This is a genomic window from Noviherbaspirillum sp. FW303-A3 (genome assembly GCF_058788695.1).
In genome coordinates, this window is record NZ_JBYTAZ010000001.1 from 3,813,144 (window position 1) to 3,834,581 (window position 21,438).

Genomic DNA, 21,438 nt, shown 5'->3' on the forward strand with positions numbered 1-21,438 from the left:
AACGGGTTCTGAGGCGCTGGACCTCGGGTCGGGTAAAATTGCGGGTTCTGCGGAATTTGGCGGCCTGCATGGTATTTGACCTTTTGCGGCCGATTTCAGTCAGAGTTTTTTATTCATTCTGAAACTTCACAATGCATATCCACATTCTCGGCATCTGCGGCACCTTCATGGGCGGACTCGCAGTGCTGGCCAAGGAAGCCGGGCATAAAGTCACCGGCTGCGATGCCAATGTCTACCCGCCGATGAGCACGCAGCTGCAGGCACAGGGCATCGAACTGACTGAAGGCTTCGGACCGGAGCAGATCGACCTGAGCCCGGACCTCTTTGTCATCGGCAACGTTGTCTCCCGCGGCAATCCGCTGATGGAGGAAATCCTGAACCGCGGCCTGCCCTATACCTCCGGCCCGCAGTGGATCGGCGAGCACATCCTGCGCAACAAATGGGTGCTGGCGGTGGCCGGCACGCACGGCAAGACCACGACGTCGTCGATGCTCGCCTGGGTTCTGGAAGATGCCGGTTACGATCCCGGTTTCCTGATCGGCGGCGTGCCGATGAATTTCGGTATCTCCGCCCGCCTGGCGGGCAAGGGCGATGACTCCAATTTCTTCGTGATCGAGGCCGACGAATACGACACGGCCTTCTTCGACAAGCGCAGCAAATTCGTCCATTACCGGCCGAAGACCGCAATCCTGAACAACCTGGAATACGACCACGCCGACATCTTCCCGGACCTGGGCGCGATCGAAACCCAGTTCCATCATCTCGTCCGCACCGTGCCCAAGGTCGGCCGGCTGGTCGTCAATGGGCGCGAAGAATCCCTGCAGCGCGTGGTCGCGCGCGGGTGCTGGAGCGAGAAGGAGTGGTTCGGCGGCAATGGCGACGAAGGCTGGTCGCTGAAGGAACACGAAGACGGCAGCTTCGACGTGCGTTTCAACGGCGAAGTGCAGGGTACGGTCGAGTGGTCGCTGACAGGCGAGCACAATCGGCTCAATGCGCTGGCATCCATCGCTGCCGCGCGCCATGTCGGCGTGCCGCCCGCACTGGCGATCGAAGCGCTGTCCCGCTTCGAGAACGTGAAGCGCCGCATGGAAGTGCGCGGCGTCGTCAACAGTATTACGGTGTACGACGACTTCGCCCATCACCCGACGGCGATTGCGACGACGGTCGGCGGCTTGCGCAAGAAGATCGGCGGCCAGCGCATCCTGGCGGTGCTCGAACCCCGCTCCAATACGATGAAGCTCGGCACCATGAAGGGTGCACTGCCGGGCAGCCTGTCCGATGCCGACCTGGTATTCGGTTATGGCGCGAAGGCGGGCAAGGACGCACTCGGATGGAATCTGGGCGAAGCCCTCGCTCCGCTGGGGTCGAAGGCGGGCACCTACGATGACCTGGACGTGCTCGTTCAGGCGATCGTGAAAGCGGCCCAGCCGGGCGACCATGTACTGGTGATGAGCAACGGCGGATTCGGCGGCGTCCATCAAAAGATCCTGGACGCGCTGTCGCAATGATTCTCTACCTGCACGGATTTCGTTCGTCGCCGCTGTCGTTCAAGGCGCGCCTGATCGGTGAGCGCATGGTTGCGCTCGACAGGGAAAAGGAATACCAGTGTCCGCAGTTGCCGGCATCGCCGCGCCAGGCGGTGGCGCTTGCCGAGGAGTTGATCGCGGCGAATCCGGAAGATGTCACGCTTGTGGGTTCCTCGCTGGGCGGTTACTACGCGACCTGGCTGGCCGAAAAATTCGGCTGCCGTGCTGTCCTGCTGAACCCGGCCGTGAAGCCGCCGCGCGACCTGGAAAAATATGTCGGTGTGACGACCGCGTACCACAGCGACGCGCCCTTCGAATTCAAGCGCGAGTACATCGAGGAACTGAAGGCACTGGCGGTCGACCGGATCACGCGCCCGGAACGTTATTTCCTCATGGCGGCGAAGGGCGACGAAGTGCTCGACTGGCGTGAGATGGCAGGGCATTACCCCGGCGCCCGCCATCACATCATAGACGGCAGCGACCACGGTATTTCGGAGTTTGCGCAATACCTGGATGAAGTGCTTTCCTTCTGCGGAATCCCGGCGGGAGCACGCGCGTGAGGGGGCATGCAGTGGGGCATGCGCGCTGGGTGTGGCATGTGAATGGGGTGAACCCGACGCGGGAAATGCGCGGCTGGCTGACGGACACGATGTCGTTGACGAAGAAACTCATGGCGCGCAGTGAGCATTTCCGCGTGCGCCGCCTGCGGCAGGAGCGCGGCATGTGCCTGACCGACGAAGCGGAATTGGTGGAGCTGCCGCGCCGCAGCCATGTGCAGGAGCGCGAAGTGCTGCTGCAATGCGATGGCCGCCCGGTGGTGTTCGCGCACACCATCGTGCCCTTGAGCGCGACGACGTCCGACTGGCCGTTCTTCGGCACCCTGGGAGAGCGCTCGCTCGGCACTACGCTGTTCGGCGACCCGCGCGTGATACGCGGCAATCTGCAGTATGCGCGCCTGAGTGCGCAGCATCCGCTGGTGGAGCGCGCGCGTGCCGCACTGGGACATGAAGGATTCAAGGCGCCGCTTTTTGCGCGGCGCTGCTTGTACCGCCGCAGGAATGGCGTGCTGCTCGTGACGGAACTCTTCCTGCCTGCGATCGCGGAGCTCAAGGCCCCGCACACGCAACTTACTTTAGCTGACAGGCTTGGCAATCGATGAATTTATTTTTTGAGGAATCCGGCGACTTCAAGGCCGGCACCGTACTCTCGCAGCAGGGCGAGGCTTACCAGGTCGAACTGCAGACCGGCAAGCGCACCAAGGTGAAGTCGCGCGACATCCTGTTCCAGTTCGCGTCGCCCGACCCGGCCCAGTTGCTGAATGAGGCGAAGTCGGTCGCGGAAGAAGTCGACCTCGATTTCCTGTGGGAAGTCGCTGGCGAGGAAGAGTTCGGCTATGCCGAACTGGGCAGCGAATACTTCGGCCATGAACCGAAGCCGCACGAGGCGGCCGGCTTGCTGCTGAAGCTGCACAATTCCCCCATTTACTTCTACAAGAAGGGCAAGGGCCGCTACAAGGCCGCGCCCGAGGCATCTCTGAAGGCGGCCCTTGCCGGCATCGAAAAGAAGAAACAGCAGGCGCTCGTGCAGGCGCAGTACGTCGAACAGCTCAAGGCAAACCAGCTTCCCGATGCGCTCAAGCCGATCGTGATGCAACTGCTGTTCAAGCCGGACAAGAACAGCATTGAGTACAAGGCGCTGGACGAGGCGTGCGGTGCGATGCAGACGACGCCGCAACGGTTGATGCTCGGCGTCGGCGGCATCACTTCGGCCAAGCAATTGCACCTCTCGAAGTTCCTGTTTGAATCCTTCCCGAAGGGAACGCGCTTCCCGGCGATTTCGATTCCGGAAGTGCCGTCGCTTCCCGTCGCCGACGTCAAGGCGTTTTCCATTGATGACGTGACGACGACGGAAATCGACGACGCACTCTCCGTCGTGCACCAGGCCGACGGCAAGGTACGCGTCGGCATCCACATTGCAGCACCCGGTCTTGGTATCAAGCGCAACGATGCCCTGGATGCCATCGCCCGCCAGCGGTTGTCGACGGTCTATATGCCGGGCGACAAGATCACCATGCTGCCCGACGAACTGGTGGAGGCCTTCACGCTGGCCGAGGGGCGCACCTGCCCGGCCCTGTCGCTTTACGCGACCCTGGATCCGGCGACCTGGACGGTGATATCGACCGAGACGCGCGCCGAGGCCGTGCCCATCGCCGCCAACCTGCGCCACAACGACCTCGATGCCGTCGTGACCGAAGAAAACCTCGCGGCCGGCGCCGGCGATTATGCGCACAAGGCCGACATCGAACTGCTCTGGCAATGGGCGCAGGTGCTCGAAAAGGGACGCATGGCCAAGCGCGAGAGTTTCGGCCTGAAGCCGGAACAGACCAATCGCGTCGATTTCAATTTCTATGTCGAGGACGATGTCGTGAGCATCGTGCGCCGCAAGCGCGGCGCGCCGCTGGACAAGATCGTGGCCGAACTGATGATCTTTGCCAACAGCACCTGGGGCAAGCTGATGCACGACCACGGCGTTCCCGGTATTTACCGCAGCCAGGGCGGCGGCGGAGGCGGCTGGGCGGCCAAGATGCAGGTGCGGATGGTGACGCACGCTGCTCCCCACCAGGGGCTTGGCGTCGACCAGTATGCATGGAGCACCTCGCCGCTGCGCCGCTACACCGACCTCGTCAACCAGTGGCAGATCCTCGCTTGCGCCGAGCACGGCGTCACCGCACCGCTGGTCGCGCCGTTCAAGCCGAAGGATGCCGACCTGTTCGCCATCGTCTCGGCATTCGACGCTGCGTACGCGGCCTATGCGGACTTCCAGTCCAACATGGAGCGCTACTGGTGCCTGCGTTGGCTGGCGCAGGAAAGCGCCAAGCACGTCAATGCCGTCGTGCTCAAGGACGAAGTGCTGCGTCTCGTCGACATTCCCCTCATCATTCGCCTGCCGGGGATGCAGCAAGTCCCGCGCGGCACCCAGGTCAAGCTCGACTTGATCCGCTGGGATGAGGTGGAACTGACGGTCGAAGCCCGCCTGATCGAAGTGACAACGGGGACCGCCGAAGCGGACGCAGCCGTGATCGAAGATGACGAAATTGCCATCGCCGAAACAGAGTCCAATGCGGAATCGGTACAAGAATGAAAACTAAGCCGATTTGCGGCGGGCTTTATCGTAAAATTCAAGGCTTCTGCAATCGCTAGTCCGGCCCCGCGTCATGCTCATTCTCGAAAACCGCACGTTGTCCATCGCTATCGCGGCGTCGGTCCTGTTGCATGGCGCGATGCTGGCAGTGCGGTTCGCTCCCCCTGACACCTTCAAGTTCAAGCCCATGGATCCCGGGCTTGAAGTCATCCTCGTCAACGCCAAGCATGACCGCAAGCCGATGAAGGCCGAGGCGCTGGCGCAGGCCAACCTCGACGGCGGCGGCAATGCCGAATCAGGCCGCTCCAAGTCCCCGCTGCCCGACATGCGGCGCACCGAGGATGGTGAAGGCATGAAAGCCATCCAGCGCCGGATCGAGGAACTTGAGCGCCAGCAGCGCACGCTGGCACAGCTGAACAAGAAATCTGCCCAGGCCGTGCCTCCCGTCAAGGACCAGGTCAAGCCGAAGGAAACCCCGACGCAGGCCGACATGGGCGATGCGCTTGAAAACGCGCGCGAAATCCTCCGCCGCGAAGCCGAGATCTCCAAGCGCATCGAAGACGAAAACAAGCGCCCGAAGAAAACCTTCATATCGCCGAGCACGCGCGAGGTGGGTTATGCGATGTATTTCGACAGCGTGCGCAAGAAGATCGAGGACGTCGGCACGCTCAACTTCCCGCAGAAGGATGGCAGGAAGCTCTACGGAGAGCTGACCATGTCGATCTCGATTTTCCAGGACGGGAAGATTTATGCACGGGACCGCGACGAAGGCATCGTGATTGAACGGAGCTCCGGTAATTCCGCGCTCGACGAGGCCGCGCGCCGCATTGTGCGCCGGGCCGCGCCCTTTGGCGCATTCGACAAAAAAATGCGTTCCTCCGACCGCGATGATGTCTGGGTGATGACGACACGCTTCAAGTTCACGCGCGACGAGGGCGTGGAAGCCGTTCTGCAGGGAGGAGGCTGAGTGGGCACAGCACCGGATCGTTACGTTGTCATCGGCAACCCGATTGCGCACAGCAAATCTCCTGACATCCATGCGCGCTTTGCTGCTCAGACCGGGCAACACCTCGTGTACGAGCGCATGCTGGCGCCGCTCGATGGTTTCGAACAGGCAGTGCGCGAATTCATTCGCGAGGGAGGAAAAGGGGCCAATGTTACCGTGCCGTTCAAGCTCGAAGCCCATGCGCTTGCCACCGAACTGACGGCGCGAGCGCAGGCGGCAGGCGCGGTCAACACACTGAAGTTCGAGGTCGGCGCAATCCTGGGCGACAACACTGACGGCATCGGCATGGTGACCGATATCGTCCGCAACGCGGGTGTTCCCATAAGCGGCAAGAAGGTCTTGCTCCTGGGCGCTGGCGGAGCCGCACGCGGCGTGATCCTGCCCGTCCTCGACGAGCAGCCGGCCGAGCTGGTCATTGCCAATCGCACCGAGTCGAAAGCGGCGGAACTGGTGGCGCAGTTCTCGCGGCATGGCCGCATTTTCGCCAGTAGTTTCGACGCCCTCCATGGCCGCTTCGACATCATCATCAACGCGACATCGGCCAGCCTGTCGGCCGATCTGCCGCCTGTGCCGCCGGCGGTTTTCGGTGGTGCCGGCTTCGCCTACGACATGATGTACGGGAAGGAGCCGACAGTGTTCATGCGCTTTGCCGCCACGCATGGCGCGGCGGTGCGCGACGGGCTCGGCATGCTGGTCGAACAGGCCGCCGAGGCATTCTTCGTGTGGCGCGGCGTGCGTCCCGACACGGCCCCCGTTTACGCGGAATTGCGCGCCAAGCTCTGATGAAGTTCCTGCGCAAGTTAGTACTGTGGCTTGTGCTCGTTCCCATCGCCATCGTCCTGGCGATGCAGCTGTATTTCGTCGTGCAGATCTGGTGGTGGAAAGACCATAATCCCGGCTCGACCAGTTTCATGGACCGGCAGCTGTCGATCCTGCGGGAAAAAGATCCCAAGGCGCAGCTCAAGCACAAATGGGTGCCGTACAACCGCATATCGAACCACCTCAAGCGCGCCATCATCGCCGCCGAAGACTCCAACTTCTCGGAACACGAAGGCGTGGACTGGGAGGCAATGCAGAAGGCCTACGAGAAGAACCTGAAGAAGGGCAAGGTCGTCGCCGGCGGCTCCACCATCACGCAGCAACTCGCAAAGAATCTCTTCCTGTCCGGTGAACGCAGCTACCTGCGCAAGGCGCAGGAAGTCGTGATCACCTACATGCTCGAAACCATGCTGGACAAGGAGCGCATTTTCGAGATCTACCTGAACGTCGTCGAATGGGGTGTCGGCGTGTTCGGGGCCGAAGCCGCGGCACAGCACTATTACGGCATTTCCGCGGCCCAGCTCGGGCCGGCGCAGGCAGCGAGGCTGGCTGTCATGCTGCCCCGGCCGCGTTTCTACGACAAGAACCGGGGCTCCGCGTATCTGGCGCGACGCACCGACCTGATCCTTCGCCGCATGGGGGCGGCCGATTTGCCGTAAACATCAATAACAAGAGGGAGATGTCATGCAATTGAAATACCAGAAGGGACTGAGCCTGTTGTGGACCGCTGTTGTCGTGGGAATCGTCGCGCTGGCAGGGATGACCGCACTGATGTCGGCCCGCTACGAACGCAACTATTTTGCCGAAGCGTGGAAAAAACTGACGAAAACCGACATTGGCCATGCCGTGCAGCAGACGCAGCAGAATGTTGCCAGGACCGAGCCGGCCCAGATCAAGAAGTGCGTCATCGACGGCAAGACCGTCTATTCCAACGTCGAGTGCGACAAGGCCAACCCGACCAGCCAGAAGGTGCAGATCCATGATACAAAAGGCTTTGAAGCGCCGAAAGTGCCGGTGGCATCTGCGCCCGAGGCGGAGGGGGCGCCCAGCATGCGTGACAAGCTGATCGACAAGGCCGTGAACCGTTGATTTCAGGCAGTCCCCGTGCTTGCCTGCGGCCATCGATATCAGTACACTTGCGCTGTTTTCGTTATCGGAGACCCGTCTTGGGTAGTCCTAGTACACACAGTCAACCGTCATCGAACGGTCGATCGGCGAGATAGCGCTGCGGCGGCAACCAACCTCCTGCGCCCCTCGCCACATGCATTGGTGGGCGGGCGCGACCAGGCCGAATCCATGGCCGCGTTCCCTGAATTGAATCAACCTGTTGCACCCTGCAACGGGGTGGCTGCATTCACAACATGAGTGCAGCCGGGAGAGCTCATGATTAATGTTTTCGTCTTGCAGAATGGCCGCCTGAACCAGGTCAACATCGAAACCAGGAACGACCTGGAAAATGTTGCTCCGGTCTGGGTCGACCTGACCGATCCGAACGACGACGAGCGCGCCTGGGTCAAGAGCATCTATGGCGTCACGCTGCCCGGTGAGGATGAGGTCAAGGACATCGAGGCATCCGCGCGTTACTACGAAGCCGAAAACGGCGACCTGCACCTGCGTACCGACTTCCTGCTGGAAGAGGATGATGGTCCGTCGCGCGTCATCACGGTCGCGTTCATCCTGGCGAAAAACATGCTGTTTTCCGTTCATAACGACGATCTGCCGGTATTCCGACTGGTGCGCATGCGTGCGCGCTCACGGCCGGGTTCGATTGCCGATTACAAGGACGTGCTGCTGGACCTGTACGCGACCGATGCGGAGTATTCGGCGGATGCGCTTGAAGGCATTTATCAAAGCCTGGAAGACGTCAGCCGCCGCGTGCTGCAAAAAGAACTCACCGACCAGGACGCCGCCGATGCGCTGAATGCCATCGCGCACGAAGAAGACTTGAACGGCCGGATCCGCCGCAACATGATGGATACGCGCCGCGCGGTGAGCTTCCTGATGCGCGGCCGCCTGCTCAATGCCGAGCAGTTCGAGGAAGCGCGGCAGATCCTGCGCGACATCGAATCGCTCGACGGCCACACTGCCTTCCTGTTCGACAAGATCAACTTCCTGATGGACGCCACCGTCGGCTTCATCAACATCAACCAGAACAAGATCATCAAGATCTTCTCGGTGGCGTCGGTTGCCTTCCTGCCGCCGACCTTGATCGCCAGTATCTACGGCATGAACTTTGATCTCCTGCCGGAGCTGAAATGGACCCTTGGCTATCCGTTCTCGCTGGGACTGATGCTGGTAAGCGCGGTCGCGCCGTTCCTGTATTTCCGCAAGCGCGGCTGGCTTAAATAACGAAAAGGCCGGGTAAGGTACCCGGCCTTTTCGCATTTCCTGCTTGATCTCTTTTCAGCGTACCGATGCAAACGCCTTGCGCGCTGCGTCGACCGTCGCGCTGATCACGCTGTCGTCGTGCGCCGCCGACACGAAGCCGGCCTCGAAAGCGGAAGGCGCAAGATACACGCCGAGGTCCAGCATCGCATGGAAGAAGACATTGAACTTCTCCTTGTTCCCGGTCATGATTTCCGCGTAGCTGCCCGGCACGCGCTCGGCGAAATACAGGCCGAACATGCCGCCGACCGAATCCGCGCAGAAGGTGACGCCGGCATCCTTTGCCGCTGCCGTCAGGCCTTGTGCGAGCTTGCTGGTCTGCGCGGTCAGCGTCTCGTAGAAGCCGGGCTGCTGGATCAGCTTGAGCGTGCTCATGCCCGCCGCAACAGCCACTGGATTGCCCGACAGCGTGCCGGCCTGGTAGACCGGACCGAGCGGTGCCAGGAACTTCATCAAGTCCTTGCGGCCCCCGAATGCGGCGACCGGCATGCCGCCGCCGATCACCTTGCCCATCACCGTCAGGTCGGGCGTGATTCCGTACAGCTTCTGGGCACCGCCAAGGCCGACGCGGAAGCCGCACATCACTTCGTCAAAAATCAGCACTGCGCCATGCTGGGTGCAGAGGCGGCGCATGGTCTGCAGGAATTCGGGCGTGGCGCGCACGAGGTTCATGTTGCCGGCAACCGGTTCGACGATTACGCAGGAGATCTCGTTGCCCAGCTTCGCAAAGGTATCTTCCAGCTGCTGCGGATTGTTGTAGTCGAGGACCAGGGTGTGCTTGGCGAAGTCTTCCGGCACGCCGGCCGATGTCGGATTGCCGAAGGTCAGCAGGCCGCTGCCTGCCTTCACCAGCATCGAATCCGCATGGCCGTGATAGCAGCCTTCGAACTTGATGATCTTGTCGCGGCCGGTCGCGCCGCGTGCCAGGCGCAGGGCGCTCATCGCGGCTTCGGTGCCGCTTGACACCAGGCGAACCTGTTCGACGGAGGGAAGGATGCGGCAGATTTCTTCCGCCATCTCGATTTCACCCTCGGTCGGCGCGCCGAAGCTCAAGCCGCGCACGGCGGCATCCTGCACCGCCTTCACGACTGCCGGATGCGCATGGCCGACGATCGCCGGGCCCCAGGAGCCGATGTAATCGATATAGCGCTTGTCGTCCGCGTCCCAGAAATAGGCGCCCTCGGCACGGGTGATGAAACGGGGTGTGCCGCCGACGGAACGGAAGGCGCGGACCGGCGAGTTGACGCCGCCCGGCGTGCTGACCTGTGCACGGGCAAACAGAGTGTCGTTCTTGGATGTCATACCAGAAAAGAAAAAGCGGTTATTGATCGGAGGCTGGGTCAGGTTCCCTGGCCCAGAAATAACGGTCCGGGGTCAGTTTCCCCATCCCGAGTCGGTGAGCGTTGGTCAGTGCCGCGTGCGTGAATTCCTGCGCCTCGAAGACGGCCTCGGGCACGTCCATGCCGTTGGCCAGCATCGCCGCGATGGTCGCGGACAAGGTGGTGCCGGCACCGCTGAACGAGCCCGGCAGCCGCTGCCAGCTGTCCTTGCGGACCATGCCGGATTCATCGAACAGCGCGTTGGTGACGCCATGCACGTCGCCGGGCGTTCCGGTCACGAATACGTATTCGCAACCCATGTCGATCAGGCGCATCGCATCCATCGGCAGGGTGTCATCGGTGGACGGTTCGCGCCAGGTTTCCGCCAGCCTGGCCAGTTCAACGGCCGACACCAGCAGCAGCGTGGTCTGCGGAATGAGCAGTTCCCGTATGGCGAGCAGCATGTCCTCGCTGTCCGGCCCCTGGTCCGGCAGGGCGGACAGGAAGGGATCGAGGATCAGCGGGATATCGGCATAGTCCGAAACGATCTCCGCAATGGCGGAGATGTTTTCGATGCTGCCGGCGGCGCCCACCTTGAGCGCCGCGACCGGCATGTCTTCCAGCACCACGCGGGCCTGGTCGGCAACCCAATCCGCATCGATCACCTGCATGTCTTCCACGCGCGCCGTATCGGCGATCAGGATCGATGTGACGACGGACAGCCCGTGGCATCCCATGGCGGCAAACGAAGCAAGGTCGGCCTGGATGCCGACGGCGCCAATGGGATCTGCCGCCCCGAAAGTCAGGATCAGGGGGGAATTTTGGTTTTGCACGGCGGGTAGATTAAGATAGTCGACTTTGCATTTTACTTGATTGAAGGGCAGGGAAACGTGAGTAATAACGAGGAATTCAAGACTTGGATGTGCCTGATTTGCGGCTGGGTCTACGACGAGGCAGCGGGTTTGCCGGAAGAAGGCATTGCACCGGGGACGCGCTGGGAGGATGTACCGATGAACTGGACATGCCCGGAATGCGGCGCGCGAAAAGAAGACTTTGAGATGGTAGCTATTTGATTCTAGTAAGAAATATCTAAAATCGGCTGGCGAAATTCCGCGCGTCAATGTTATAGTTTTTGTAAGTTTCGCAGAAAAACCACGGCTAGTTTCTTTAAGGCACAAGCTTGTTATAAAGCATCTTGCTTTTTGTTAGAGTAGGGCCGTATATTGGGCGGAAGGTTACTGAGATTAGCTTTATGACAACATCCCCGGATAACGCCAGCCTCAAGATCATGGTGATCGACGACAGCAGCACGATTCGTCGATCTGCCGAGATTTTCCTGGGGCAGGCAGGCTACCAGGTCGTACTTGCCGATGATGGTTTCGACGCCCTCGCGAAGATGAACGACCACAAGCCTGCACTGATCTTTTGCGACATCCTGATGCCCCGGCTTGATGGCTACCAGACCTGTGCGCTGATCAAGAAAAGCGCGAAGTTTCATTCCACTCCCGTCATCATGCTGTCATCCAAGGACGGCCTGTTCGACCGGGCAAGGGGCGCGATGGTGGGTTCCGATGCCTACCTCACCAAGCCATTCACCAAGGACAGTCTTCTGAAGACCGTTCGCGAATACACTGCCCCCCTGCTTACCAAGTAATTTTTCTGAACTGGAAAGTCCAAGATGCCCATACAAAAAGTTCTTGTGGTGGACGATTCACCCACCGAGCGATATTTCCTCACGGATATTTTGGTCAAGAACGGTTTCTCCGTATCCACTGCCGAGAGCGGCGAGGAAGCCCTCCTGAAAGTCAAGGCCGACAAGCCCCAGCTCATCCTCATGGACGTAGTCATGCCGGGCCAGAACGGCTTTCAGATTACCCGTGCCATTGCACGCGATCCCGACACGCAGGATGTTCCCATCATCATCTGCACCAGCAAGGGGCAGGAAACCGACCGCATCTGGGGTTTGCGCCAAGGCGCCCGCGACTACATCGTCAAACCGGTCGATCCCCAGGAATTGCTCTCCAAGATCGCGGCACTTGGCTAAACGCCCCTCATGACCCGGCAACCCATGGACCTCCCACCCGGCACCGCCTTTTCTGAATCCGACAATGTCGGCCGCCGGACGCGCCTGCGCGAATTCCAGACCAAACTGGTCGAACGCATGCAGGCGGCGACAAGCGGTGTCGCGACCCAGGCCAGCAAGCTTGGCGTCATGATCGGGCAGACGCGGTGGCTGTTGAGTCTTCAGGAAGCCGGGGAAATCGTCTCGGTCGGCCAGATTACAAAGGTTCCGCTCACCCAGGACTGGTTTCTCGGCTTGACTAACATCCGGGGCAACCTGGTCAGCGTGATCGACCTCGCACACTTTCGCGGCATGGCGCAGACACCCGTCGACAAGGAAAGCCGCATCGTTGCCTTCGCTCCGTCGCTGTCATTCAACAGCGGTCTGCTTGTTTCGCGAGTCATGGGCCTGCGCAATGTCGCGGAAATGGAACTGCAGCAGGACGATGACGGCGGTGCCGCGCCTTGGGCTGCCAAGCGATATCTCGACCGTGATTCCCAGGTCTGGACAGAGATCGACCTATCTTTAATCGTGCAGGATCCGCAATTCCTGCACGTGGGCATATAACGCACAGTGAAAAAATCATGCCCGCAACACAAACAGAATAACGAGGAGAGTCAGTAATGGCGTTCAAATTACCCTTTTTGTCCAAGGAAAAAAACGACGGACTGGCTGACGGCGCCGGACCGGCCGTTGTAGATGTTGCTGTTTCCGCCGATATGCATCAGGCCACCGCAGTCATCGCCGAACATCCGGCCCTTGCAAGAGAAAGCGCGCCGGCATCGTCGATGAACTCCACCCTGAACGCAACCTTCATCGGCGATGCGCTCGAGAAGACAGGCGACATCAAGCTCCCGCTCATCGGACACCTGCCGCTCCAGCAACAGGTCCGCATCCTTCTGTTCACGCTCCTTGGCGCCATCGGTTTCGGCGTGATCGGCGTGACGCTCAACACCAGCCACTCGACGCTCGCTTCCACGCAGACGCAAATTGCCGGTGACGCGCTGATGCACTCGCAGCGTATCGGTAAAGCGGCGCCAAACGCGATTCAAGGCAACCTCGAAGCGTTCAAGCAGCTCGAGGAAAGCCGCAAGGAATTCAACCGCGACCTGACCGTGCTTTCCAAGGGCGGTGACTACCAGGGCCGTGAAATTTCCCCGCCTTCGGACCAAATGTCCGCGATGCTGACCGACACGCAAAAGGTCTGGGCAAATTCGGACAAGGCCGCAGACACCATCCTCAAGCTGAAGAAGGAACTGACCGGCTTCGGGACGACCCTGCAGAAACTGAACACGCTATCCCCGGTACTCCTCGAACTGACCGAGCAGATCGCCACGCTGAAGGCGCAGGGCGGCGCATCGCCGCGCGAGATTTCCGCAGCCGGCCAGCTGGTCATGCTGACGCAGCGCCTCGGCCGAAGCGCGAACGAATTCCTGACATCCGAGGGCGTCAACCCCGAAACCGCATTCTTGCTCGGCAAGGACACCAACACCTTCCGTGACATTACCGAAGGCTTCCTGAACGGCAGCGACGTGCTGCGACTGTCGGCAACCAAGGACGCGGACACCCGGGAAAAACTGACCGAGCTGCAGAGCGTGTTCGCCGAGTACCAGCAATCCGTGGCGACGATTCTCGGCAACCTCCAGAACTTCATTGCGGCAAAGCAGTCCGAGCAACTTATCTTTGCCGAGAACGAAACGCTGAAGCAGCGCATCACGGCCCTGCAAAAGTCCTACCGCGCCGACGAAGATTCGTTGCACTGGACCTTCTGGCTGATGCTGCTGAGCGCCGTGGCCGCCCTGGTCGCGGCGGTCGGCATTGCCCTCGTCCTGTTGCAGGACAGCCGCAACAGGACCAAGGAAGCGGACCAGCGTCGCCAGGAGGCGGATGAGCAGCGCCTGCTCGCATTGCAGAAGGAAGAAGAAGCGAAGCGCGCGAACGACCAGAACCAGGCCGCGATTCTGCGCCTGATGAACGAATTGCAGGAGGTCGCGGACGGCGACTTGACCGTGCAGGCAACGGTGTCGGAAGACATTACCGGCGCGATCGCCGACTCGGTGAACTATACGGTGGAAGAACTTCGCGGGCTGGTGAGCCGCGTGACGCTTACCGCCGAGCAGGTGACTGCGGCATCCAACCAGGCGCAGGATATTTCCAACGAACTGCTCGAAGCATCGCAGAAGCAGTCCCGCGAAATTCAGGAAACCGGCCAGGCCGTTCTCGACATGGCGGCACAGATTACCGACGTGTCGAAGTCCGCGAACGAATCCGCCGAAGTGGCGCGCCAATCGGTGGCTGCAGCGGAGCAAGGCGCCAGGGCGGTGGAAGATGCGATCAAGGGCATGAATGAAATCCGCGAGCAGATCCAGGAAACCTCGAAGCGAATCAAGCGCCTCGGTGAATCCTCGCAGGAAATCGGTGAAATCACTGAACTGATTTCCGACATTACCGAACAGACCAACGTGCTGGCGCTGAACGCGGCAATCCAGGCGGCCTCCGCGGGCGAGGCAGGCCGGGGCTTCTCGGTGGTTGCCGAAGAAGTGCAGCGGCTGGCAGAACGTTCCGGTGAGGCGACCAAGCAGATCGGCGCACTGGTGCGCACCATTCAGACCGACACCCATGATGCGGTCGCCGCTATGGAAAAATCGACACAGGGTGTGGTTGAAGGTGCAAAGCTGTCCGACGCGGCAGGTGCCGCGCTGGCAGAAATCCGCAGCGTTTCGAACCGCCTTGCAGAACTGATTCAGAGTATTTCTGCATCGACAGAGCAACAGGCAACGTCGGCGAACGGCGTCGCGCAGAGCATCCAGAATATCTTGACGGTGACAGAACAGACGCAGATCGGTACGCAGCAGACCGCAAATTCGATTCGCGAACTGTCCAAGCTGGCGGAGGAACTCAAGAATTCAGTGTCCCGTTTCCGCGTCACTGCCTGAGAGAGCTCATTGCCGACGTTCAACCCGAAGGCCTACCAGTAGTAATGCCCGGCGGGGCGCCGTCTTGACGGCGTACCGCCATTTGACCGCGAGGCAGTCATGACCACCTCCTCTCCCGCCCAGCCCTCGGCAGCGCAGGATCGATTCGATACCGGGCCGCTGTCCTGGGTGATCGGCGAAATTCGCGAAGCGCTCAACCGCTCCAAGTCCGCACTCCACGACGCTGTTTTACAAGATGCCGATGCACAGCTCACGTCGCTGCGGCTGGCGAAAACCTATCTGCACCAAGCCCACGGCGCGCTGCAAATTGTCGATGTCGACGGCATCGCGATCATTACCGAGACCGTTGAAGACTTGCTTGAGCGCGTCGATGCCGGGCAAGTCGCAATGACCAGGGAGCTGGCTGCCGCTATCGACGGCAGTTATCAGGCGCTAGTCGAATACCTCGATGAGCTGCTGTCGGGTGTGCCGCATCAGCCTGTCCGGTTGTTCCCTTACTATCGATCCTTGCTGGAAGCTCGTGGCGCCGAACGGGTTCATCCTGCCGATCTGTTTTTCCCGAATCTCGCAATCCGCCCCCAATTGCCTCCGATAGAACAGGGGAGGGCGGCGAGGGCGTCAAAGTTCATGGTCATGCGGCAGCATTTCGAGAAGGCCCTGCTGCCGTTCTTGCGAAGCTCCGACCGCAGCGCGGAACTCGCTAATGCGGCCGCAATGCGCGACATCATTGGCGAGATCGAGCGCGTCCAGGGCAGCCAGCAGGCAAGGGCATTCTGGTGGGTGTTGCATGGCCTCGCGGATGAAGTTGCTGCCGGACATATCCCGAACGAAATCTACGTCAAGCAGCTTTTCGCGCGCATCAACCTCCAGATCCGCCGGCTATCGCAGGGCTCGCCGAGCATTGCCGAACGCCTGTTGCGCGACGCGCTGTTCTTCATTGCCCGGGCTGCCGATCCATCGCCGCGTGCCAAGCAGATCAGGCAGGTATATCAGCTCGATGGCCTTGTTCCGAGCGACTACGACACGAGGCGCTACGGCCAGATCGACGTCGACGCGCTTGCAGTGGCAAAGGAACGTTTGTCCCAGGCAAAAAACATCTGGAATCGTATTGCCGGGGGAGACGCAAGCTTCGCGGATTCGTTTGAACACGAGATGCACATGCTTGCCGATGCGGGCTCCAAACTCAATTCGACGCCCTTGTCGAAACTGCTGCGCGAACTGAAGGGAATCGCGCGGCACGCAGCTCATGCAAAAACCGGCGACACGCTCGGCCTTGAGGTGGCTACCAGTCTGCTGTTTGTCGAGAACGCGTTGGCCAGCATTGCGCGTTTGCCGGAAAACTTTGCAGAACGCGCCGACGCGATGACTGCGCGCCTTCTGGCAGTGGTTTCCGGCGAGACGCCGGAGCATACCGCGCCGTGGCTGGACAGCATGTCTCGCGAAGCGCAGCAGCGCCAGACCATGACGGCGCTTGCGGGCGAGATGCAGTCCAGCCTGCGTCAGGTCGAGAAGATGCTCGACGAATATTTCCGCGATCCTTCGCAGCGCGCCGCGCTTGGCCAGCTCGATGGCATCCTGCACCAGATTGAGGGCGCGATGGCGGTCCTCGATCAGGACGACGCGATGCGGACCATTCAGCACACGCGCACCGCGGTCAAGCGGTTCATCCTTGCGGAAGATGAAGAAACGCCGGAGCACAGCGAATTCCAGAAAGTTGCGCAGAATGTCGGGGCCCTCAGCTTCTTCATCGAATCCCTGCAACTGCCGACCGGTGCCGCGACCAAGCGCTTCACGTTCGACGACGATACGGGCACCTTTCACGCTCATCTGATCGAAAAGGGCATGCCGGGCGATGCCGTGCTCGACATCCCGGTCGATGATGCAGGCGACCCGGTAGAAAACAGCCCGGTGGAACCGGAAACACCCTCGCCTTCGGTGCCGACAGTCGAGGATGAACTGGCGTTCCACCAGCAGCAGTCGGCCGAGTTGGCGATGTCGCTCAGCGCAGAACCCGACAATCAGGCTCTCCAGGAGCAGCTGAAGGAATCGCTCGAAAAAATCCGCCTGGATGCGACCTTGATCGACAATCCGGAGCTCAATGACCGCGCACGCGCGAGTATCGATATCCTGGAACGGCCCGATTTCTCCGGGTCGAGCGAGGCGCTCGCACAAATCATTACGGCAACCGTCCCCGCAGTCCAGGTCGCCGAATCCTTGCCGCCCATCGTTGCACCCGAAACCGACGAGGCTATCGATGCGGAACTTCTCGAGATTTTTCTATCGGAAGCCGAAGAGGTGCTCGATGCAGTAAGGCAGACGCTCCCCGAATCGCGCATGCAACCGCATAACCAGGAGCATCTCACCACTTTGCGCCGCTGCTTCCACACCTTGAAGGGCAGCAGCAGGATGGTCGGCCTTGTCGCATTCGGTGAAGCGGCGTGGGGCATCGAGCAGGTGCTCAATCTGCGCCTGTCCGAATCGCGAAGCGGCGATGCGGAGCTCTATGCGCTTCTCGAAAAGGCTGCCGACGTACTGGGCGACTGGGTGCAGACTCTCAAGAGCACCGGAACATCCTCCCGCACAGCCGATGCCCTCGTTTGTGCTGCCGAGCGCGTCAAGGCAGGCGGACAGTTTTCTTACGAAGATGCCGTCACGCCAGCTATTGATGCGGTCATGCACGACCAGGATGAAATTGCGCCGTCCTCATTGCCGGATATGCAGATGCAATCCGGCCAACTGCCTGGTGATGGAGGCGATTCCGCGGCATTGCCCATGGACCAGGCCGAAGAACTGGGTGGTCCGGACGCAAACTTGACCGACGCAGAGGACGTTCCTCTGGTTGCAGGCGATGGCGAAGATGGCTTGGACGAAGTCATCGCAACATTGCCTCAAGCGGAAGAATTACGCCCGGGCGACGACGGTTTCGCGATGTTCGAACCGAAGGCTGGCATGCAGACGACCCAGCCTGCCCCTCTGGATACAACAGGGGAAGCGACCTCCGTTCCGCAACTGGAACCGCTCACGGAGCCGGTCATCAAAATCGCGGAAGTCATCGAGTTCCCCACCATGCAGCCGGCGGAGCCGCGTCGTGACGATAATGTGAAGCGCATCGGCGACATCGAAATCAGTGTTCCTCTTCACAACATTTATCTGGCGGAGACCGACGAGCTCGTACGCTTGCTCGCGCAAGATTTTTCGGAGTGGCGCCACGAGCCGGAACGTGAGGTTGACATCCACGCTGTCCACGCTGCGCACTCGCTTGCCGGAAGCTCTGCGACGGTCGGCTTCAAGGCGTTGCAGGAAGTTGCGCATGCACTCGAGTTGTTCCTGCAGTCGTTGAGCAGGCGGCCCGTGCGCCTGGAAGTGCATGAATTCGATACTCTGGAGCAAAGCATCGAGCGCATCAAGCTGATGCTGCAAAAATTTGCTCTCGGCGAAATGCCGGTCTTCCAGCCTGAGTTCGTACGCATCCTCGCCGCATTGCGGCAGGACGTCGAGATGCGGGCACAGGAACTGGCACATCCGCACGTGGAAATGCCTGTGGCGAACGAACTCGATTCGACCATTGCGGCCGAACTCGTCGAACCGGTATCGTTGGCGGCAACTTCGGATGAACCGCATTTTGAACTGACGCTCGAACCGGAGTTTGCACCGGTGACTGCAGAAGCTGCGTCCCTCGATATGCCTGAGGCGCTTGCAGATGAAATTCCGGATGAACACACGGAGGCCGGGACGGACGAAAGCACTGTGGCGGATGCGGAGTCCGCGCAGGATTTCACTGCGATTGAAAGCCCCAAGGCCGTTTCTTATCCAGAGCTGGCGCTCGATGGTAATGCCGAAGCGGCAATTGACCCGGCGCTGGTACTGAAGGACGAACTCGATGCCGACCTGATGCCGGTCTTCCTCGAGGAAGGACGGGACATCCTGCCGCAGATGTCCGGCGTACTGCGGGGGTGGCACGAAGCGCCCACTGACGCATCCGCGCCGCAATCCCTGCTGCGCTCGCTGCATACGCTCAAGGGCAGTGCACGCATGGCCGGCGCGATGAGCCTCGGACAGCATCTGCACGACATGGAAACGCGGGTTGAGAACATCATGCATCTCGGCTCTCCTTCGCCGCTGGCAATCGAAGACCTCCTGGTCCGCTATGACCAGGCGCTGCAGATGTTCGAGCATCTGCAGAATCCCCAGGCGGGACAGCCAGCGCAATCCGAACCTGTGCCAGCCCCCGGCGGCGAAACATCCGTGCAGCAGGCGCAGCCAGTCGTACTCTCGCCCCTGGTCCCGCTGCCTGAAAAGAAAGCAATGGCGCCGATGCCGGCCCAGGCGCGCAGCCTCACGACACCGGCCGGACCGGTGCCGCTGGTCCGGGTACGCGCTGACATCCTCGACCGCCTTGTCAACCAGGCCGGCGAGGTGTCCATCTCGCGCTCCAAGCTCGAAACGGAGGTCGGCACGCTCAAGCAATCGCTGACCGAGCTGACCGAAAATGTCACGCGCCTGCGCGACCAGTTGCGTGAAATCGAAATGCAGGCGGAAACGCAGATCGCATCGCGCATGGGGCATGCAGGAGACAGAGAATTCGATCCGCTGGAATTCGACCGTTTTACCCGGTTGCAGGAACTCACCCGCATGATGGCCGAGAGCGTCAATGACGTCGGTTCCGTGCACCAGAACCTGAGCCGGACTCTGGAAAGCGCCGTTACCGACCTCACGCAGCAGGCGCGGCTGACGCGCGATTTGCAGCAAGACCTGATGCGCGTTCGCATGGTGCAGTTTGCCAGCATTTCTGAACGCCTGTTCCGCGTGACCCGCCAAGCCGCGAAGGAAGTCGACAAGCGTGTGAATCTCGACATTCGCGGTAGCGCCGTGGAAATCGACCGTGGCGTGCTGGAACGCATGACCGGGCCGTTCGAACACTTGCTGCGCAACGCGATTGTGCATGGCATTGAAGCTCGCGAGGCAAGGCGTGCTGTTGGCAAGAGCGACATCGGCGAACTCCTGGTCGAGATCCGCCAGGAAGGCAATGAGGTCGTGATCCAGTTTTCGGATGACGGCCAGGGCCTGAACATCAGCCGCATTCGCGACAAGGCAAAGCACATCGGCCTGTTGACGAACGACAGCGAGATGTCGGACGAGGAAGTGACTGACATGATCTTCCATCCTGGCTTTTCTACCGCGGATGAGATCACGGAACTCGCCGGACGGGGCGTCGGTATGGACGTTGTCCGTTCGGAAGCTGCAGCCCTCGGCGGCCGGGTGTCCACGTGGAGCGAGGCTGGCAAAGGAACGCATTTCACCATCCACCTGCCATTGACGCTCGCCGTCACGCAGGTTGTGCTGCTGTCGACCGGGGGCAGGACGTATGCCGTTCCCTCGGTGCTTGTCGAGCAGGTGCAGCAACTCAAAACGAATGCGCTTGCGTCGGCGTACAACGATGGCGCGGTGGTCTGGCAGGGGCAGCGCGTTCCCATGCATTACCTGTCGTCGCTGCTCGGCGACACATCCGCATCGCCGGTGTCGCAGCAGTATTCCCCGCTGCTTATCCTCAAGAGCGGCAACGAGCGCGTGGCGGTGCACGTGGATGAGGTGATCGGCAACCGCGAGGTGGTGGTCAAGAACATCGGTCCGCAACTGGCACGCCTCATCGGCGTCGCCGGTGCGACGGTGCTCGGTTCCGGCGATATCGTCCTGATCCTGAATCCTGTTCCGCTGGCGCAACGTGCCGCACAGGAAAACATCCGCGCGCCGCGCATCATGCCGTCCGATGCGCCGGCTTCGATGGGGGCGGTGGCAGAGATGGCGTCTCGCGATCCCGAAGCGCCGGCATCGCCGCCTGTCCAGGGATTACGCACGCAGGATATCGTGATGGTGATCGATGATTCGTTGACCGTGCGACGCGTCACGCAACGCCTCCTCGCACGCGAGGGTTACCAGGTGGTGCTGGCGAAGGATGGCGTGGATGCGCTCGAGCAGCTGCAGTCGGTTACTCCGTCGGTAATGCTCGTGGACATCGAAATGCCGCGCATGGATGGCTTCGACCTTACGCGCAACGTGCGTGACGACGAGCGGACGCGCCAGATCCCGATCATCATGATCACATCGCGTACCGCGGCGAAGCACCGCAACTATGCGATGGAAATCGGGGTCAACGAGTATCTCGGCAAACCGTATCAGGAAGATCTTCTGCTGAAGCTGATTGCTGGATTTGTCGGGAGGGAAGTGCGCGCGAACTGATTCAGGT

General features: G+C 60.9%; 17 protein-coding genes. 15 read left to right on the forward strand and 2 right to left on the reverse strand.

Translation table 11 applies throughout. The features are described from left to right. The first annotated feature begins 131 nt into the window (after window positions 1-131). From mpl to corA, 9 genes are all read left to right on the forward strand, one after another. Window positions 132-1,508, forward strand: a complete 1,377-nt coding sequence (gene mpl, locus AC3WOY_RS18355) for a UDP-N-acetylmuramate:L-alanyl-gamma-D-glutamyl-meso-diaminopimelate ligase (protein ID WP_492426321.1) — start codon at window positions 132-134, stop codon at window positions 1,506-1,508. Further along, window positions 1,505-2,086 (forward strand): YqiA/YcfP family alpha/beta fold hydrolase, encoded by a 582-nt coding sequence (locus AC3WOY_RS18360; protein ID WP_492426323.1) that lies wholly within the window; start codon window positions 1,505-1,507, stop codon window positions 2,084-2,086. The genes mpl and AC3WOY_RS18360 overlap by 4 nt, the downstream gene beginning before the upstream one ends. Next, window positions 2,083-2,685: a chorismate--pyruvate lyase family protein gene (locus AC3WOY_RS18365; RefSeq protein ID WP_492426325.1), complete on the forward strand. Its 603-nt coding sequence runs from the start codon at window positions 2,083-2,085 to the stop codon at window positions 2,683-2,685. Before AC3WOY_RS18360 ends, AC3WOY_RS18365 begins: the two co-directional genes overlap by 4 nt. After that, window positions 2,682-4,667, forward strand: a complete 1,986-nt coding sequence (locus AC3WOY_RS18370) for a ribonuclease catalytic domain-containing protein (protein ID WP_492426327.1) — start codon at window positions 2,682-2,684, stop codon at window positions 4,665-4,667. The genes AC3WOY_RS18365 and AC3WOY_RS18370 overlap by 4 nt, the downstream gene beginning before the upstream one ends. Before the next feature lie 73 nt (window positions 4,668-4,740). Further along, a complete protein-coding gene (locus AC3WOY_RS18375; protein ID WP_492426329.1) occupies window positions 4,741-5,634 on the forward strand; it encodes a TonB C-terminal domain-containing protein in 894 nt (297 codons plus the stop codon). Continuing rightward, window positions 5,635-6,456: a shikimate dehydrogenase gene (gene aroE / locus AC3WOY_RS18380; RefSeq protein ID WP_492426331.1), complete on the forward strand. Its 822-nt coding sequence runs from the start codon at window positions 5,635-5,637 to the stop codon at window positions 6,454-6,456. Then, window positions 6,456-7,151: a monofunctional biosynthetic peptidoglycan transglycosylase gene (mtgA, locus tag AC3WOY_RS18385; protein ID WP_492426333.1), complete on the forward strand. Its 696-nt coding sequence runs from the start codon at window positions 6,456-6,458 to the stop codon at window positions 7,149-7,151. Before aroE ends, mtgA begins: the two co-directional genes overlap by 1 nt. Window positions 7,152-7,176: 25 nt before the next feature. Continuing rightward, window positions 7,177-7,581, forward strand: a complete 405-nt coding sequence (locus tag AC3WOY_RS18390) for a hypothetical protein (protein WP_492426335.1) — start codon at window positions 7,177-7,179, stop codon at window positions 7,579-7,581. 294 nt (window positions 7,582-7,875) lie between these two features. Beyond that, window positions 7,876-8,841, forward strand: a complete 966-nt coding sequence (corA, locus tag AC3WOY_RS18395; RefSeq protein WP_492426337.1) for a magnesium/cobalt transporter CorA — start codon at window positions 7,876-7,878, stop codon at window positions 8,839-8,841. Window positions 8,842-8,895: 54 nt separating this feature from the next. On the opposite strand, the gene hemL is transcribed toward corA, so the two are convergent. Further along, window positions 8,896-10,179, reverse strand: a complete 1,284-nt coding sequence (gene hemL, locus AC3WOY_RS18400) for a glutamate-1-semialdehyde 2,1-aminomutase (protein ID WP_492426339.1) — start codon at window positions 10,177-10,179, stop codon at window positions 8,896-8,898. Between the two features lie 19 nt (window positions 10,180-10,198). Next, on the reverse strand, window positions 10,199-11,029 hold the full coding sequence (thiD, locus tag AC3WOY_RS18405; protein WP_492426341.1) for a bifunctional hydroxymethylpyrimidine kinase/phosphomethylpyrimidine kinase: 831 nt from the start codon (window positions 11,027-11,029) through the stop codon (window positions 10,199-10,201). Between the two features lie 87 nt (window positions 11,030-11,116). On the opposite strand from thiD, the gene AC3WOY_RS18410 reads away from it, so the two are divergent. The 6 genes from AC3WOY_RS18410 to AC3WOY_RS18435 all read left to right on the forward strand — a co-directional run bounded on the left by AC3WOY_RS18410 (window position 11,117) and on the right by AC3WOY_RS18435 (window position 21,431). Further along, window positions 11,117-11,269 carry a rubredoxin gene (locus AC3WOY_RS18410; RefSeq protein WP_040042419.1) on the forward strand — a complete coding sequence of 51 codons (153 nt, stop codon included), beginning with the start codon at window positions 11,117-11,119 and terminating at the stop codon, window positions 11,267-11,269. Window positions 11,270-11,448: 179 nt separating this feature from the next. Then, window positions 11,449-11,850 carry a response regulator gene (locus AC3WOY_RS18415; RefSeq protein ID WP_492426343.1) on the forward strand — a complete coding sequence of 134 codons (402 nt, stop codon included), beginning with the start codon at window positions 11,449-11,451 and terminating at the stop codon, window positions 11,848-11,850. A 24-nt stretch (window positions 11,851-11,874) separates the two neighbouring features. Then, entirely contained in the window at window positions 11,875-12,240 is a 366-nt protein-coding gene (locus AC3WOY_RS18420) for a response regulator transcription factor (protein WP_420476088.1), read from the forward strand. 24 nt (window positions 12,241-12,264) lie between these two features. Continuing rightward, entirely contained in the window at window positions 12,265-12,825 is a 561-nt protein-coding gene (locus AC3WOY_RS18425; RefSeq protein WP_492426346.1) for a chemotaxis protein CheW, read from the forward strand. A 221-nt stretch (window positions 12,826-13,046) separates the two neighbouring features. Next, window positions 13,047-15,194, forward strand: a complete 2,148-nt coding sequence (locus tag AC3WOY_RS18430) for a methyl-accepting chemotaxis protein (RefSeq protein ID WP_492429355.1) — start codon at window positions 13,047-13,049, stop codon at window positions 15,192-15,194. Window positions 15,195-15,293: 99 nt separating this feature from the next. Continuing rightward, entirely contained in the window at window positions 15,294-21,431 is a 6,138-nt protein-coding gene (locus AC3WOY_RS18435) for a hybrid sensor histidine kinase/response regulator (protein WP_492426348.1), read from the forward strand. Window positions 21,432-21,438 lie beyond the last annotated feature (7 nt).

Coding starts and splice junctions, on each gene's coding strand:
- AC3WOY_RS18435 (WP_492426348.1), top strand. CDS start 15,294: ATGACCACCTCCTCTCCCGCCCAGCCCTCGGCAGCGCAGGATCGATTC.
- AC3WOY_RS18430 (WP_492429355.1), top strand. CDS start 13,047: ATGAACTCCACCCTGAACGCAACCTTCATCGGCGATGCGCTCGAGAAG.
- AC3WOY_RS18425 (WP_492426346.1), top strand. CDS start 12,265: ATGGACCTCCCACCCGGCACCGCCTTTTCTGAATCCGACAATGTCGGC.
- AC3WOY_RS18415 (WP_492426343.1), top strand. CDS start 11,449: ATGACAACATCCCCGGATAACGCCAGCCTCAAGATCATGGTGATCGAC.
- AC3WOY_RS18390 (WP_492426335.1), top strand. CDS start 7,177: ATGCAATTGAAATACCAGAAGGGACTGAGCCTGTTGTGGACCGCTGTT.
- mtgA (WP_492426333.1), top strand. CDS start 6,456: ATGAAGTTCCTGCGCAAGTTAGTACTGTGGCTTGTGCTCGTTCCCATC.
- AC3WOY_RS18410 (WP_040042419.1), top strand. CDS start 11,117: ATGTGCCTGATTTGCGGCTGGGTCTACGACGAGGCAGCGGGTTTGCCG.
- hemL (WP_492426339.1), bottom strand. CDS start 10,179: ATGACATCCAAGAACGACACTCTGTTTGCCCGTGCACAGGTCAGCACG.
- AC3WOY_RS18370 (WP_492426327.1), top strand. CDS start 2,682: ATGAATTTATTTTTTGAGGAATCCGGCGACTTCAAGGCCGGCACCGTA.
- AC3WOY_RS18420 (WP_420476088.1), top strand. CDS start 11,875: ATGCCCATACAAAAAGTTCTTGTGGTGGACGATTCACCCACCGAGCGA.
- mpl (WP_492426321.1), top strand. CDS start 132: ATGCATATCCACATTCTCGGCATCTGCGGCACCTTCATGGGCGGACTC.
- AC3WOY_RS18360 (WP_492426323.1), top strand. CDS start 1,505: ATGATTCTCTACCTGCACGGATTTCGTTCGTCGCCGCTGTCGTTCAAG.
- AC3WOY_RS18375 (WP_492426329.1), top strand. CDS start 4,741: ATGCTCATTCTCGAAAACCGCACGTTGTCCATCGCTATCGCGGCGTCG.
- corA (WP_492426337.1), top strand. CDS start 7,876: ATGATTAATGTTTTCGTCTTGCAGAATGGCCGCCTGAACCAGGTCAAC.